Origin of the sequence: Nocardioides agariphilus (assembly GCF_015352445.1) — a bacterium.
Taxonomy (GTDB): domain Bacteria; phylum Actinomycetota; class Actinomycetes; order Propionibacteriales; family Nocardioidaceae; genus Nocardioides; species Nocardioides agariphilus.
Genome location: NZ_JADKPO010000010.1, coordinates 111,306 through 126,273, shown reverse-complemented (window position 1 = coordinate 126,273; position 14,968 = coordinate 111,306). Strand labels below are relative to the sequence as shown.

Genomic DNA, 14,968 nt, shown 5'->3' with positions numbered 1-14,968 from the left:
TCGGGTATGGACGACCAGGAGCAGTTCGAGACGAACTCTCCCGCCACCAGGCTGCTGGACGCGCTGGGCCGGGGAGACCTCAACGGGCTCTTGCTGGAGTTCCGGCCGACCACGATCGTCCGCACCGACGACCGCTCGTGGTCGATCCAGGGCGAGGAGGAGGTCCTCTACTGGCTGGAGGAGGCCTTCGAGCGGTTCCCGGGTCTAGTCTTCGACTCCCACGCACGCCACATCGGCTACGGCCAGGTCATCGAGGAGGCCAGGGTCCGCGACATCGGCGCCCCGCCCCCGGCGGTCGGCGAGCCCGGCGACGCGGCCAGCGACAGCGACAGCGGTCCGGATGCGTCCGAGGGGGTGGTCGCCGCCGGCGGCGGTTCGCTGGTGCTCGACCGCGACTTCGGCAAGACCGAGGGCACGACCCTCAACATGCCGGTCCGCGTGACGGTGCTGCACGACGACGCCTCCGTCCACGAGATCATCGCCAGCTACCCCCGCGCGCTGCTGCGCGCCGCGATGGGGCTGCACGTCGACCCGCTCGACATGGCCGTCTCCGAGATCCAGTCGGCGTTCGTGGCGCCGTCCGGCTCGGGGTTCAAGACCTACCAGATGGGCAGCAAGCCCCACGTCGACACCGAGTACGCCGCCGCGCTGCCGGTGCCACTGGCTCGGGTCGCCCAGCCGGAGCCCCAGCCGGAGCCCGAGCCGGAGCCCGAGCCCGAACCCGAGCCCGAGCCGGTCCCGATCGAAGAGGCACTCAAGACCTCGTGGACCCCGCCGCCGTTCGTCCCTGACGAGCCCGACGACGACGAGGAGAAAGGTGGGCGCCGACGGGCACTGCTCGTCGTACCGCTGGTGATGCTGCTGGTCGCGGCCATCGCCGCCGGCACCTGGTGGCTCGGACGCGACGACAACACCGCGACTGCTGGTCAGACGGACCCCACCCCGACCCAGACGACCAAGAAGCCCACCAACAAGCCGACCTCCCCCGCCGCGACGCCGACGAAGACGCCGAACGGCCAGCCGACCGAGAAGCCGGACGTCACCTTCCAGTCCGACCTGGCCTTCGGCATCAACAGCTCGAAGCTGTCACGCGCCGCCAAGTCAGCGATCGCCGACCTGGCCGACGACATCATCGCCGCGGAGCTCAAGGGCACCATCGAGGTCCACGGCTACACCGACAACGTCGGCTCCAACTCCTATGCGCTCGTGCTCTCGCTCGACCGGGCCAAGGCCGTCAAGACCTACCTGCGCTCCTCTCTCGGCGACTACGAGATCACGATCAAGGCGTTCGGCCACGGCGAGGCCAACCCGGTGGCCAGCAACAAGACCGAGCAGGGCCGGGCCAAGAACCGGCGCGTCGAGATCACCCTTCCCGACAGCCAGTAGCCACGACCGACCCTGACAGGATCGACCAGGTGAGGACCGTCGAGCCGTTCCGCGTCGGGTTCGTGACCGGCGCGACGCCGGACAAGTGGGCCGGGGTCTGGCGTGAGCGCTACCCGCGCGAGCCCCTCGAGCTCGTCCCCGTGACCGAGGCCGACCAACGAGCCCTCCTCGCAGACGGCACCCTGGACATGGCACTGGTCAGGCTGCCGGTCGACCGCGACGGGCTCCATGTGATCGCCCTGTACGACGAAGTGCCGGTCGTCGTGGCCTCCCTCGACCACCTCGTCGCTGCCGCGGACGAGGTCACCCTCGCGGACCTCGTCGACGAGCAGCTCGTGCTCCCCCACCGTTCGGGCTGGCGCCCGGACGCCCCGCAGCTGGAGTGGCCGCCCATGTCCGAGCGCGACGCCATCGAGACGGTGGCCGCCGGCACCGGTATCGCCATCGTGCCCATGTCCGTGGCACGCCTGCTCCACCGCAAGGACGTCGTGGTCCGGCCCGTGACCGACCTGTCCACCACCACGGTCGCCCTGGCCTGGTTGGTCGAGCGCGACGACGAGCGCGCCCAGCGGTTCGTGGGCGTCGTACGCGGTCGCTCAGCGCGCAGCAGCCGCTGAGCACCACGCCCGTGATGTCGGCCCTAGGGTCAGTCCCGTGACCCTCCTGTCTCCCGGCGAGGCCTCGGAGCTGGCCGACTCCACGGCGGCGGCGTTCCGCACGGCCTATGGCGCCGACCCGGCCGTGATCGCCCGGGCGCCCGGCCGGGTCAACCTGATCGGCGAGCACACCGACTACAACGCCGGCACCTGCCTGCCGGTCGCGCTCCCCCACGCGACGTACGCCGCACTGTCGGCCCGCACGGACTCGCTGGTGCGGGTGCGCAGCGCGCAGACCGACGACGAGTGGCAAGGCGCAGGGATCGGCCCCGGCGAGGTGACCGGCTGGGCCAGCTACGTAGCGGGCGTCGCGTGGGCGCTGCGCCAAGCGGGTGTCGACGTACCCGGGCTCGACGTCTGTGTGGACAGCACCGTGCCTCTGGGGGCCGGGCTCTCGTCGTCGGCTGCGCTGGAGTGCTCGGTCGCGGTGGCGATCGCCGACGTCGTGGGGCTGACCGACGGGGAGACCCTCCGCCACCAGCTCGTCGCCGCCTGCATGCGCGCCGAGACCGAGGTGGCCGGCGCTCCCACGGGGGGCATGGACCAGACGGTGTCGTTGCTTGCCGAGTCCGGCTCGGCCCTGCTCATCGACTTCCTGGACCACTCGACACGAGCAGTGCCGTTGGCGCTCGACGACGCCGGCCTGGCCGTGCTGGTCGTCGACACCCGGGTCTCGCACGCCCTCGTCGACGGTGGGTACGCCAGCCGCCGCGCCGACTGCGAGACCGCCTGCCGCGAGCTGGGCGTGCCCTCGCTCCGCGAGGCGACGATCGACAGCGTCGAGGCCCTCGGCGACGCCCGGATCCGCCGTCGCGCCCGACATGTGGTGACCGAGATCGACCGGGTCGCCCGCGCAGTCGACGCACTGGAGCATCGCGACTGGGCCGCCCTGGGCGAGCAGCTCGTGGCCTCGCACGCCTCGATGCGCGACGACTTCGAGATCTCCTGCCCCGAGCTCGACACCGCCGTCGACGCGGCACTCACGGCCGGCGCGGTCGGTGCCCGGATGACGGGAGGAGGCTTCGGTGGGTCCGCGGTCGCCGTCGTATATCTCGATGCTCTCGACTCGGTCACGGCGGCCGTCGACGCCGCCTTCGACGCACGTGACTTCCGCCGCCCCGCGTTTCTCCGGGCCACCCCTTCCGCCGCTGCCGGACTGTGCTGACTACCCGGATCGAGTAGTCGTACTCACCTGCACACGGGTACTTTCGCGGAGGCCGGCCTCCGGTCGCTGCCTGCACGCTGGGGTCATGCCCACCTCGCAGATCTCGAACCCCAAGAACACCGGTGCCTTCTACATGCAGGCGGTCGTCTCCTTCGGCCTGGCACTGTTCGCCGTCATGGTCGCCGTCTACTACCTGCCCGCCGACCCGTGGATCAAGGCGTTCTTCGCGCTGTCGATCTGCTATCTGGTCACGTCGTCGTTCACCTTGGCCAAGGTCATCCGGGACCGCCAGGAGGACGAGGCCGTGGTCAGCCGGCTCGACCAGGCCCGCCTCGAGAAGGCGATGGCCACCCACGACCCCTACAAGAACGTCGCCTCCTGATCGCTGGCTGCTCACTTTTCCGGCTGACACACTCCGTCGTGTGCTGCGCCTGCCCGATCCCGCGCTCGTGGTTCTCGTCGGACCCGCGGGGTCGGGCAAGTCGCATCTGGCAGCACGTCACTTCCGCCGCCACGAGATCGTGTCGTCCGACGAGTTGCGGTCGGTCCTCGGGAGCGGTGAGCACGACCTCGGGGCCACCGACGAGGCCTTCGAGCTCCTCGAGCGGATCGTGGCAGGTCGCCTGTCGCGCGGGCTGACGACGGTGATCGACACCCTCGGCCTCGACGCGCACAAGCGTCGCGCGTGGCTGGCGGCAGCCCGCCGTGCTGGGCTCCCCGCCGTGGTCGTGCTGGTCGACACCCCTCCCGGGGAGACTCGGCGGCGCAACGCGGACCGTGCCTATGTCGTCCCCGCACCCGCTCTCACCGGCCAGCTGCAACGCTTCGGCCGGGTGCGTGCCGAGGTCGCCGAGGAGGGCTGGGACCACGTCCACGTGGTCACGCCCGAGCTGGCCGAGGCAGCACCGGCCGCCCCTGCGGCGGTGCCGACGCCGCACCACGACCGGCGCTCCTCGCAGGGGCTCACGGTGATGCTGCAGCTCTCCCGGTTCCCCTGGGGCGAGGACCCCGGGGCCTGGGTGCGGTCGATGGCGCTGGCCGCCGACCAGGCCGGCTTCGCCGGACTGGCCGTGATGGACCACCTCATCCAGATCCCACAGGTCGACCGGGCCTGGGCGCCGATCCCCGAACCGTGGGTCACCCTCGGTCTCGTCGCGGGCCTCGACACCCGTCTGCGCCTGGGCACCCTGGTCACGCCCGTCACCTTCCGGCCGCCCGGCATCACCGCCAAGGCCGCGGCGACCCTGCACGCGCTGACCGGCGGGCGGGCCTTCGTCGGCGTCGGTGCCGGGTGGTGGGACCGCGAGCACGCGGCGTACGGTCTGCCGTTCCCGCCGCCGCGCGAGCGTCTCGACTCCCTGGAGGGGGCGATCGAGACCATGAGGGCGCTGTGGGCCCCGGGGACCAAGGCGTACGCCGGCGAGCGGGTCTCACTGCCGGAGACGACGAGCTACCCGCGGCCGGATGGCCCTATCCCGGTCATCGTGGGCGGCAACGGCGAGCGGCGCGCCCTGGCGATCGCGGCCCGGCTCGGCGATGCCTGCAACCTGCCCTCGGATGTCGAGCGCCTCGACCACAAGCTCGCCGTGCTGAACGAGCACCTCGACCGGATCGGGCGGGCGCGCCACGACCTCGAGATCACCGTCCTCGACCTGCCGGTCGTCGGCCGCGACCGCGAGGAGGTCTGGGCCCGGGTGGAGCAGCACCGCGGGCGCACGCCGGCCGCGGCGTACGCGGCGCGCAAGCACGCCGGTACGGTCGCCCAACAGCGCGACCGCTGGGCCGGCCTCGTCGAGCGGGGGGTCGGCACCGTCTTCGTCTCCACCCCCGACCTGGACGGGCCCGAGGACGTCCTCGCGCTGTCCGGTTTGGCCCTCTGACCCCGCCCATCCGTAGCCTCTGGCGCATGGACAACGCGCCGGAGGTGGCCACCAAGGTGGCCATCGTCGTGGTCAGCTACAACGCGCTCGACTACGCCAAGAAGATGCTGGCGTCCGTGCGGCGCACCCGCGGGGTGGACTACGAGATCGTCGTCGTCGACAACAACAGCTCCCGGGCGACCAAGCTGTGGTGGACCGCGCAGCGGTTCCGGGGCCGGATCAACCGGCTGGCGCTGCTCGACCGCAACACCTTCTTCGCCGAGGGCTGCAACATCGGCGTCGCCATGGCTCCTCGCGACGCCACGCATGTCCTGCTCCTCAACACCGACTGCGAGGTGCTCGACCCCGACTGGCTGACCCGGATGCTCGCCGCCCACGAGGAAGGCGCGACGGGCCTGCGCTACATCACCGGCGGTGCGTGGTCGCGGGCCGACGGGTTCTGCTTCTTGGTGGATCGTCACGTGTGGGGCGCCGGGCTGGACGAGACCTACCAGTGGTGGTGGTCGGTCACGGGACTCGAGGCACGTCTCCTGCGCGAGGGCTACCGGGTCGCGGCGGTCCGCGACTACGAGGACGTGCTCGTGCACCACGGGGGCAAGAGCGGCAAGGCCTACACCTCGGCCCGCAGCGGCGACGCCAGCAAGGAGACCGTGGCCAGCTGGTTCGAGGGGCGACCGGTGACCGTGGTCGAGAGGCTCCCGTCGGTGGGCGAGGAGCCCTCCGGTCGCGAGAACAAGGACGGGGCCAGGCACGGGGCGTTCAACCGGGCCGAGCGCGCGCTGCGGCGCAACACCCCCGAGTCGGTCGCCAAGGCGGTGGCGATCGGGCGCCGGCCGGCGTCCTTGCCCACCGCTGACCTGATCCGGCTGGCCGGGCGGTTCATCGTGACCGGCCACCCCGATGTCGCCCGCGACCTGGTGGAGGCAGCCGAGCGCCGCGACCCCGCCGAGCTCGAGGGCGGCAAACGGCGCCGGCTCGACCACCTGCGCGCCTGGACACACCCGGTCGCGTGGCCTGAGCCCCCGGCTGACGCGATCCAGGTGGGCGTCTTCCACTACCGCCAGCCCGACCGGCCCCGGGGTTCGAAGAACATCGGCGACTACGTGCAGACGCTGGCATTGCTCGGCAACCTCGCGCGGTTCAGCGACGTGGAGTTCAGCGGCGTCGACGGGCTCGGAGAGCTCGCGAGCGACCTCCAGGCCCGGGTGCGCCCCGAGCTCCGGATCCGCACCGAGCCGCGACGGGTGCACCTGGTGCCGGTCAGCCGAGACTTCAGCCAGGGCGACCCCGTCGACGACGGCACCTGGCTGCCGGCGTTCGGATGGCACCTGCACACCTCGTTCGGGCTGCGCTACGGCCTGCCCTACAACGCCGCGCTGCGGCCGTTGTTCTTCTCCTTCCACCTGCACGCGCTCGACGCACTCGACGAGCCGACGCTGGCCTACCTCCGGGACAACGGTCCGGTCGGGTGCCGCGACTGGGCGACGGTCGACGTGCTGCTCAGCGCCGGCGTGGACGCCTTCTTCACCGGCTGCGTGACCACGACCGTCGACGCGGTCTTCCCGGCGCTCGACTCGCTGGACCGCAGTGACGCTCGAGCCGTCGGGGTCGTCGACCTGGAGGACCCCGAGGGCCTACCCCCCGGCCGGCCCGTCGAGCGGTTCGAGAACGCCCAGGCCGTCAACCGCGACCTCGAGCTGGTCACCGGCATCCGCGCCGCGGTCGAGCTGCTCGAGACCTACCAGCGGCGGCTGGAGCGCGTGGTCACCAGTCGGCTGCATGCCTACCTCCCCGCCACCAGCCTCGGTCTGCCCGTCGACTTCCGACCCAACGTGCCGGGCGATGCGCGCTTCACGGGACTGATCGGCCTCACCCCCGACTCCCCCGACTTCACCGCGATGCGCGACGGCCTTCGCGAGCTGCTCTCCGACGTCTTCGGCCGCATCCTCGCCGGCGCCAGCCCCGAGGAGGTGCACGACGCCTGGGTGAAGCGGGCGGCGCCCTTCGTGGAGGCCGCGCGCGCCCGACAGCAGGCCCCTCACCCGCCGTACCCGCCTGTCCGTGCGTCGGCCGCAGTCGCGACCAGCGTCTCCGTGGGCGATGTCCACGTCCTCGTGGACCCTGACAACCCGCTGGCCCTGCCGGACCTGCTGCGCGACGTACGCCGTGTCGTGCTGCTCGCCGGTGACGACGACCGTGGTGCGGAGGACGCCGCCGAGCTCGCCGACGTCGACCTGGACGGCCGCGCCGTGGGAGCCCACCTCTCCGACGAGCCGGCAGCCCTGGTCTGGCGACGAGCGGCTGACCGGCTCACGCCGGACGCCGCCGGAGAGCTGAGGCGGGTGCTCAACGCCCGGCACCCGTTTGCCACGCGGGCTCTCGCAGCAGGTCCGATCGTGCTCGACCTCGAGCGGATGCGCGCCGACCCGTCACGGGCTGAGGCGATCGCGCTGGCGGCGTACTTCGGGCTCGACGGACGCGAGTCGCTGCTCGCCTACGCCGGCCCCGAGGTCACCTCTCTGGACGGGTGAGGCCCGACTAAGGTCGCCGTGTGCCGCACACGATCGTGACCATGACCCGCGGCGACGCCCACAAGATCGGCGAGTGGGTCGACTACCACGCGGAGCTCGGCTTCGACGACTTCCAGATCGTGCTCGACGGCGACGTCGACGGCACCGAGGCGACCCTGAGGTCGCTCGAGGTACCCGCCGTCGTTACGGTGCACCCGCGACCCGAGATCGGCATCTACGCCGACGGCCTGACCCCGGGCCAGTACCAGCTGCTGCGTGCCGAGTGGCAGCGCCAGCACGCCGAGCAGATCGCCGCCAAGCAGATCCGCGGGCACGATCCCCTGTCGTGGCGCCAGCACCAGCGCATCCCCGAGATCATGGCGCCCTACGCCGCCGGAGAGCGCGGGCGGGGCTGGCTGGCGTTCATCGACGTCGACGAGTACATCGTGCTTCGGGGCTACTCCGGCATCCGCCAGGTCACCCAGGAGGCCGAGGCTCCGCGCCTGCGGTTCCTCAACTTCAACGTCGACACGACCGGCCACGACCCGGCCCGCCCGGTGCTGGAGCAGCACACCCGCCGCTGGGCCCGCGAGGACCTGCTGGCGCTCGAGGACCAGCGCTGGGCCAACCGACCCAAGTCGATCGTGCGCTACAGGTGCGCGCGGCTGACCAGCACCGTCCACAAGATCAGCACCGGACGCCAGCAGACCCTCGACCCCGAGCGGGCCCGCGTGCACCACTTCCGGATACCACTGCAGGTCGGCGTCGACATCCCCTACTCGGTCGAGGACCCGGTGCGCCCCCGCTGAGCGGGCTACCTCAGCTCGGCGCTGGTCAGCCCGAGGACCCGGCGGGCCACGATCAGCTGCTGGATCTGCTGGGTGCCCTCGAAGATGTCGAGGATCTTGGAGTCGCGGCTCCACTTCTCCAGTAGCTCGCTCTCGGCGTAGCCCACGCTGCCGCACAGCTCGACGCACGAGAGCGTGATGTCCGAACCGACCCGACCGGCCTTCGCCTTGGCCATGGACGCCTCCAGCGAGTTGGGCTTGCCGTTGTCGGCCATCCAGGCGGCCTGGAGCATGAGCAGGCGAGAACCCTCCCAGTCGGCCTCCATCTGCACGTACTTCGCGGCGGCGGCCGACTGCACCTGAGCCGGGCGGTCGTAGTCGATGCTCACCCCGGCCTGCTCCAGCAGGTCCCGCGTGAGGTCGAGGGCGGCGCGAGCGCAGCCGACCGCCATCGCCGCCACCAGGGGACGGGTGTTGTCGAAGGTCGCCATCGCACCACCGAAGCCCTGCCCCGACGTGCCGGCGTCGATGTCGGCCGAGCCGAGCAGGTTCTCGGCCGGCACGCGGCAGTCCTCGAAGCGGATCGTGGCGGTGTCGGAGGCCTTGATGCCGAGCTTGTGCTCGAGCCGCTCGACGGTCATGCCAGGCGTGCCCTTGGGCACCACGAAGCTCTTGATCGCCGCCCGGCCCTGCGTCTTGTCGAGCGTTGCCCACACCACGACGGCGTCGGCACGCTCACCTGAGGTGACGAAGATCTTCTCGCCGTTCAGGACGTACTCGTCGCCGTCGCGCACCGCGGTCGTCGCGATGTTGGCCGAGTCGGAGCCGGTGCCGGGCTCCGTGATCGCCATCGCCGCCCACACGCCCGCGAACCGCTCCTGCTGCTCCGGGCTGGCGACCGACGCGATGGCCGAGTTGCCAAGTCCTTGCCGCGGCAGCGACAGCAGCAGTCCGACGTCGCCCCAGCACATCTCGGCGATGCCGAGCACGGAGGCGAGGTTGGTGCCGTTCTTGACGCCTGCCTCGGGCTTCTCCTTCTCGTCGCGCCTGACTCCGGCGGCGCCCGCGCCGTTGCTGGCGCCGGACTCCGAGAGGCCGTCGATCATCGCCGCGAGCAGGTCGAGCTCCTTGGGGTACTCGTGCTCCGCCGCGTCGTACTTGCGGGAGATCGGCCGCAGCATGTTCATCGCGACCTGGTGGGCCTGGTCGCGCAGCGGAACCAGCTTCTTGGGGTCGTCGAGCCAGATGGTCATACGAGGACACCGCCTTCCATCAGGCCGATGGCTCTCAGGTCGCGGTACCACCGCTCCACCGGGTGCTCCTTGACGAACCCGTGGCCGCCGAGCAGCTGCACGCCGTCGAGCCCGATCCTCATCCCCTTGCTCGCACAGAGCTGACGGGCCAGGCCGATCTCACGGCTCGCGTCCTTGCCGGCCGCCACCCGCGCTGCTGCCTTGTAGGTCAACAGGCGCATCGCCTGCAGCTCGATGGCCATGTCGGCGACGAGGAAGGCGACCGACTGGCGGTGGGCCACCGGCTCGCCGAACGCCTCGCGCTCCTTGACGTAGGGCACCACGTGGTCGAGGACCGCCTGAGCGGTGCCGACGGCCAGCGCACACCAGGCGAGGCGGGAGAGCCGCACGCACTCGACGTACGTCGTGCCGTCGCCCTCCCCCAGGAGGGCTGCCTCGGAGACCTCGACGCCGTCGAGCGACAGCCGGGTCAAGGATGCGGCGCGGACCCCCATCGCCGGCTCGGCCTCGACCTCGAGACCGGATGTGCCTGCCTCGATGAGGAAGAGCGCGCAGTTGCCGTCCTCGAGGCGAGCACCCACGAGGAACAGGTCGGCGTCCGCCCCGCGAGGCACGAGCGACTTCACACCGTCGAGCACGTAGCCCTGGGCGGTGCGCCGCGCCGTCGTCGCCGGCTCGAGGGCGTCGAACAAGACGGTGGGCTCGGTCAGCGCGATCGCTGCCGCAGCCGGGTCGTCTCCCGTGAACGCCGGGAGGTACGTCGCCTGCTGCTCGTCGGTGCCCCACAGCGAGATCGCGGTGGCCACCGAACCCGGAGCCAGGGCTGCGACCGCGATGCCGAGGTCGCCCTTGGCCAGCGCCTCCGCGACCAGGGTGCCGGCGACGGCCGTGCGCTCCTCGGACAGTCCGCCGAGCGACTCGGGCACGCCGAGGATGGTCAGGCCGAGCTCATTGCCGGCCTTCAAGACCACCTCCGGCGTGGCGCAGGCGGCGTCGGCCTCGGCGGCAGCCGGACGGACCACCTCTGCGGCCAGCTCGGAGACGACGTCGACCAGCATCTGCTCGTCCTCGGAGGGGGTGAGGTCGAAGACCCCGTGGGTGGACGAGGCACCTGGTCTGGCACCAGCGCGCCCGCGCTGACCGGCCTTGGCGAACGCGCGGCCGGCTGTGGTCGCCGTACGGAAGCCGCTGCGGGTGATGGTGAAGACCGCCTTCTCGGCCCGCCTCCGGATGCCGAGGCGGTCGAGCAGCTCGCTCTGCGCCAGGCGGTTGACCGCGGCGACGGCGTAGCCGATGGGGTCCCTGCTGTCGCGGGACGAGACGCCATGAGGGCTCATGCGACTTACTGTAACTCCGAGTTACAGTTGCCCGTCAGCACCTCGCCCCGTGGCTCTGCTCACAACCCGATCACCCCTCCCCTAGGCTTGCGGCCCATGGCCTCCGACGTCGTCCACGCGCCGTACGGCCCCCTCCCCGAGGGCGGCACCGTCCGCCCGATGACCCGGTGGGGCACCCCCGTGATGCACCGACCGCAGGCCCACGTGACGGCCTACGACGAGTCCTTGCGTGCGCTCGTCGCCGACATGACCGCAACCATGTACGCCGCCGACGGCGTCGGCCTCGCGGCGTGCCAGGTAGGGGTCGACCTACGGGTGTTCGTCTTCGACTGCCCCGACGACTCGGGCGACCGCACCGTCGGGGTGGTCTGCAACCCGGTGGTCACCTTGCCCGAGGGCAAGGACCGCCGGCTCGACGAGGCTGAGGAGGGCTGCCTGTCGTTCCCTGGGGCCTTCGTCGACTGCGCCCGTCCTGCCACCGCGCGAGTCACCGGCACGGGCCTCGACGGCTCGCCCGTGACGTTCGACGGGGAGGGCCTGCTCGCCCGCTGCCTCCAGCACGAGACCGACCACACCCACGGCACCGTGTTCGCCGACCGGATCTCCGCCAAGGCCCGCAAGAAGCTGGCCAAGGCCCAGGAGAAGGTCGCCGACGACTTCCCGCCGGACTGGCCGGCGGGGTGACTCGCCCTTGTCGGATTCCCCGGATGTCCGGGGATTCCGCCACTGGCGACCCCCACGGCCGCCCAAGCAAGGGATAGCGGCGGCCTCCGGGGTCACAAGTCCCGAGCACCCGGGCGAAACCCAGGTGAAGACGTCACGCGGGCCCCCTAACCTCGGCCCCGTGAGCCCTCGCGTCCGCATCGTCCATCTCTCGCAGCCGACCCACGCGGCCATCGCCGCGGGCGACCTCGACGAGGCCAACCGCCTCTCGCCCGTACCTCTGGGGCCGATCTTCGTGACCGAGTCGTTCCGGTCGACGTTCGGGATCCGGGCCCAGCAGCTCATCGACCATCCCGAGGACGAGCCCTGGGTCACCGGGATCATCTGGGACGAGGACCTCGGCGTGGCGGTCGGCAAGGCCGGCTTCCATGGCTCACCCGACGCCGACGGCATGGTGGAGGTGGGCTACACGGTGGACCCCGACTACCGACGCCGCGGCTATGCCCGCGCGGCGATGCAGGCGTTGCTCGACCGGGCGATCGCGGAGCCGTCCGTGCGCGTACTGCGAGCCTCGATCTCGCCCGACAACGAGCCGTCGCTCAACCTGGTGGCGTCGTTCGGGCTCGAGCGCAACGGCGAGCAGTGGGACGAGGAGGACGGCCTGGAGCTGATCTTCGAGATCGCGACGCTCAGCGCCGCGACGTGACGTAGCAGGCGACTGCGGTCGCAGCCGCAACGTTGAGCGAGTCGATGCCGGCGGTCATCGCGATGATCGCTCGACGGTCGGCCTGACCCTCCCAGCGCGCCGACAGGCCATGACCCTCGCCCCCGAGCACGAGCGCCACCTTGTCGAGGCCCACCACGGCGTCCTCGATCGGCACCGCGTCCGGGGCCAGGGTCAGCGCGACGGTCGTGAAGCCCGCATCCGACAGCGACGGGAGGGCGGACTCCCAGGACGGCAGGCGGGTCCACGGCAGCGCGAACACCGCGCCCATGGCGACCTTGATCGAGCGCCGGTAGAGCGGGTCCGCACACCGTGGCGAGAGCAGCACGGCGTCGAAGCCCAGGGCCGCACCCGAACGAAAGATCGCACCGACGTTGGTGTGGTCGACGATGTCCTCGAGCACCAGCACCGAACGCGCGCCGGCGAGCACCTCCTCGACGGTACGCAGCGGCGTACGTCGCAGCGAGGCGAGCGCGCCGCGGTGCACGTGGAACCCGGTCACTCGCTCGGCGAGCTCCTCGCTCACCACGTAGCAGGGGGCGTCCGAGGCGGCCAGCACGTCGGCGAGTCCGTCGAGCCATCGGGGTGCCATCAGGAACGAGCGCGGCGCGAAGCCGGCCTCGACCGCACGGCGTACGACCTTCTCCCCCTCCGCCAGGAACAGGCCGTGCTCGGCCTCGAGGTGCTTGCGCAGGTTGACGTCGCGCAGGTCGCGGTAGTCGGCCAGCCGCGGGTCGGTGGGGTCGGAGACCTCGACCAGGTCAGCCATGCGGCGCGAAGTACTCGGGATGGGCCACCCGCACCACCTCGCCGACGACGATGATGGCGGGCGCTCGGACGCGTTCGGCCGCGATCTGCTCGCCGAGCGTGCCGAGCGTGGCGAGCACGGTCCGCTCCGCGGGCATCGAGCCGTCGCACACGACGGCCACCGGGGTCGCGGTGTCGCGGCCACCCCTGACCAGCGCCTCGGCGATGGCGGCGGCGTTCTCGACGGCCATCATCAGCACCAAGGTGCCGGTCAGCCTCGCGACTGCCTCGTAGTCGACCAGGGAGTCGTGGTGATCCGGCGGCACGTGCCCCGAGACCACCGTGAACTCGTGGGTGATGCCCCGGTGGGTGATGGGGATGCCGGCCAGGGCGGGTACGGCGACAGGGCTGGTCAGCCCGGGCACCACCGTCACCGGCACCCCGGCCGCGCGACAGGCCAGCACCTCCTCGTAGCCGCGGCCGAACACGAAGCTGTCACCACCCTTGAAGCGCACCACGCGCTTGCCCTCGAGGGCCCGCGCCACGATCAGCTCGTTGATCGCCTCCTGGGCGGTGAAGCGTCCGCGAGGGATCTTCGCCACGTCGACCAGCTCGGTCGTCGACGGCAGCTCACCCAGCAGCTCACGTGGCGCTAGGCGGTCGGCCACGACGACATCGGCCTGCATGAGGGCCTTCCTGCCCGCCACCGACACCAGCTCCGGGTCGCCCGGTCCGCCGCCGACCAGCACCACGCCGGGCGTCCTGTCGCGATGGTGGGGCGCCGCGATGGCACCCTCGCGCAGGCCCTCGAGGATCTCGTCGCGGATCGCCGCGGATCGCTGGGGATCGCGGTTGCTCTCCTCGTTGCTCAGCACTGCGACGGTCACCCCGGAGGACCGCCCGACCGCAGGCGTCCACGCCGACGCGGCAGTCGCGTCGTCGGCACGCACGCAGAAGACGCGTCGGGACTCGGAGGCCATGCTCACCGCTTGGTTCGCGTCGTGGTCGTCGGTCGCCGCGATGACGTACCAGGTGCCGTCGACGTCGGAGTCCTCGAACGCGCGCTGCTGCCAGGCGATCTCGCCGGAGTCGGCCAGCGCCTCGATGGCCGGCGTCACCTCGGGGGACACCACCGTCACGACCGCACCCGAGGCCAGCAGCGCCGGCACCCGGCGCTGGGCGACGTGCCCGCCACCGACCATCAGCACTCGCCGACCGGTCAGCCTCAGGCCCGAGGGGTACGGGGGATGCGCGTCCACGGGCCTATCGTCGCCGATGCGTCGGCGGGACCCGCGCGTCGGGACCAACCGCCGGACTAGGTTGACCGGGTGAGCCTAGATCGACCCGTCACCCCAGACCCCTATCCCCTGCTCCCGACCGTCGGCACCTTCCCCGTCAGCAGCGACGACGTCAGCGACGGTGCGCCCCTCAAGGACGACCAGGTCGCCGACAAGGGCAACACCTCGCCCCACCTGTCGTGGAGCGATGCACCTGAGGGCACCAAGAGCTTCACCGTCACCTGCTTCGACCCCGACGCCCCCACACCGTGCGGCTTCTGGCACTGGGTGCTGGTGGACCTGCCGGCTGACATCACGTCACTCGAGGCGGGGGCTGGCGCCGAGGGCGCGAGCCTGCCGGGCAACGCGTTCATGCTGCGCAACGACGGCGGCCAGCACGCGTTCATGGGCGCAGCGCCGCCGCAAGGCGACCAGGTGCACCGCTACTACTTCGTCGTCCACGCCGTCGGCGAGGACTCCCTCGGTGTCGACGCCGACGCGACGCCGGCACAGGTCTCCTTCAACCTCGCGTTCAAGACGCTGGGCCGCGCCATCGTGCACGGCACCTACCGGCACTGACGC

The 14,968-nt window shown here is 71.7% G+C and carries 14 protein-coding genes; 10 read left to right on the top strand and 4 right to left on the bottom strand.

The window, feature by feature from the left end:
• Positions 1–6: 6 nt before the first annotated feature.
• The 7 genes from ISU10_RS09545 to ISU10_RS09515 all read left to right on the top strand — a co-directional run bounded on the left by ISU10_RS09545 (position 7) and on the right by ISU10_RS09515 (position 8,406).
• Positions 7–1,386, top strand: a complete 1,380-nt coding sequence (locus ISU10_RS09545) for an OmpA family protein (RefSeq protein ID WP_194696148.1) — start codon at positions 7–9, stop codon at positions 1,384–1,386.
• 29 nt (positions 1,387–1,415) lie between these two features.
• Positions 1,416–2,003, top strand: a complete 588-nt coding sequence (locus ISU10_RS09540; protein ID WP_194696147.1) for a LysR family substrate-binding domain-containing protein — start codon at positions 1,416–1,418, stop codon at positions 2,001–2,003.
• A 37-nt stretch (positions 2,004–2,040) separates the two neighbouring features.
• Positions 2,041–3,207, top strand: coding sequence for a galactokinase (gene galK / locus ISU10_RS09535; RefSeq protein ID WP_194696146.1), 1,167 nt, complete (start codon positions 2,041–2,043; stop codon positions 3,205–3,207).
• 85 nt (positions 3,208–3,292) lie between these two features.
• Complete coding sequence (locus ISU10_RS09530) at positions 3,293–3,589, top strand: YiaA/YiaB family inner membrane protein (RefSeq protein WP_194696145.1); 297 nt, start codon at positions 3,293–3,295, stop codon at positions 3,587–3,589.
• 40 nt (positions 3,590–3,629) lie between these two features.
• The gene (locus tag ISU10_RS09525; protein WP_370865061.1) at positions 3,630–5,087 is read left to right on the top strand and encodes an LLM class flavin-dependent oxidoreductase; all 1,458 of its coding nucleotides are present in this window, start codon (positions 3,630–3,632) and stop codon (positions 5,085–5,087) included.
• Between the two features lie 26 nt (positions 5,088–5,113).
• Positions 5,114–7,618, top strand: a complete 2,505-nt coding sequence (locus ISU10_RS09520; protein ID WP_194696144.1) for a glycosyltransferase — start codon at positions 5,114–5,116, stop codon at positions 7,616–7,618.
• Between the two features lie 20 nt (positions 7,619–7,638).
• On the top strand, positions 7,639–8,406 hold the full coding sequence (locus ISU10_RS09515) for a glycosyltransferase family 92 protein (protein ID WP_194696143.1): 768 nt from the start codon (positions 7,639–7,641) through the stop codon (positions 8,404–8,406).
• 5 nt (positions 8,407–8,411) lie between these two features.
• Here ISU10_RS09515 and ISU10_RS09510 read toward each other — a convergent pair whose 3' ends face one another.
• Together ISU10_RS09510 and ISU10_RS09505 are read right to left on the bottom strand one after the other, a co-directional pair.
• Complete coding sequence (locus tag ISU10_RS09510) at positions 8,412–9,638, bottom strand: acyl-CoA dehydrogenase family protein (protein WP_194696142.1); 1,227 nt, start codon at positions 9,636–9,638, stop codon at positions 8,412–8,414.
• Complete coding sequence (locus ISU10_RS09505) at positions 9,635–10,975, bottom strand: acyl-CoA dehydrogenase family protein (protein ID WP_194696141.1); 1,341 nt, start codon at positions 10,973–10,975, stop codon at positions 9,635–9,637. Before ISU10_RS09505 ends, ISU10_RS09510 begins: the two co-directional genes overlap by 4 nt.
• A gap of 96 nt (positions 10,976–11,071) precedes the next feature.
• Here ISU10_RS09505 and def point away from each other — a divergent pair, with 96 nt between their 5' ends.
• Together def and ISU10_RS09495 are read left to right on the top strand one after the other, a co-directional pair.
• A complete protein-coding gene (def, locus tag ISU10_RS09500) occupies positions 11,072–11,659 on the top strand; it encodes a peptide deformylase (protein ID WP_194696140.1) in 588 nt (195 codons plus the stop codon).
• Between the two features lie 160 nt (positions 11,660–11,819).
• The gene (locus ISU10_RS09495) at positions 11,820–12,344 is read left to right on the top strand and encodes a GNAT family N-acetyltransferase (RefSeq protein ID WP_194696139.1); all 525 of its coding nucleotides are present in this window, start codon (positions 11,820–11,822) and stop codon (positions 12,342–12,344) included.
• Here the strand turns inward: ISU10_RS09495 and ISU10_RS09490 are convergent.
• Both ISU10_RS09490 and cobA read right to left on the bottom strand, forming a co-directional pair.
• A complete protein-coding gene (locus ISU10_RS09490) occupies positions 12,328–13,131 on the bottom strand; it encodes a TrmH family RNA methyltransferase (RefSeq protein WP_194696138.1) in 804 nt (267 codons plus the stop codon). The two genes, ISU10_RS09495 and ISU10_RS09490, sit on opposite strands and share 17 nt — an antisense overlap.
• Positions 13,124–14,368 (bottom strand): uroporphyrinogen-III C-methyltransferase, encoded by a 1,245-nt coding sequence (gene cobA / locus ISU10_RS09485; protein WP_194696137.1) that lies wholly within the window; start codon positions 14,366–14,368, stop codon positions 13,124–13,126. Before cobA ends, ISU10_RS09490 begins: the two co-directional genes overlap by 8 nt.
• Positions 14,369–14,437: 69 nt before the next feature.
• Between cobA and ISU10_RS09480 the strand changes: the two genes are divergently transcribed.
• Positions 14,438–14,965 (top strand): YbhB/YbcL family Raf kinase inhibitor-like protein, encoded by a 528-nt coding sequence (locus ISU10_RS09480; protein ID WP_194696136.1) that lies wholly within the window; start codon positions 14,438–14,440, stop codon positions 14,963–14,965.
• Positions 14,966–14,968: the final 3 nt, after the last annotated feature.

Coding starts and splice junctions, on each gene's coding strand:
- ISU10_RS09545 (WP_194696148.1), top strand. CDS start 7: ATGGACGACCAGGAGCAGTTCGAGACGAACTCTCCCGCCACCAGGCTG.
- ISU10_RS09530 (WP_194696145.1), top strand. CDS start 3,293: ATGCCCACCTCGCAGATCTCGAACCCCAAGAACACCGGTGCCTTCTAC.
- ISU10_RS09520 (WP_194696144.1), top strand. CDS start 5,114: ATGGACAACGCGCCGGAGGTGGCCACCAAGGTGGCCATCGTCGTGGTC.
- ISU10_RS09510 (WP_194696142.1), bottom strand. CDS start 9,638: ATGACCATCTGGCTCGACGACCCCAAGAAGCTGGTTCCGCTGCGCGAC.
- ISU10_RS09505 (WP_194696141.1), bottom strand. CDS start 10,975: ATGAGCCCTCATGGCGTCTCGTCCCGCGACAGCAGGGACCCCATCGGC.
- def (WP_194696140.1), top strand. CDS start 11,072: ATGGCCTCCGACGTCGTCCACGCGCCGTACGGCCCCCTCCCCGAGGGC.
- ISU10_RS09490 (WP_194696138.1), bottom strand. CDS start 13,131: ATGGCTGACCTGGTCGAGGTCTCCGACCCCACCGACCCGCGGCTGGCC.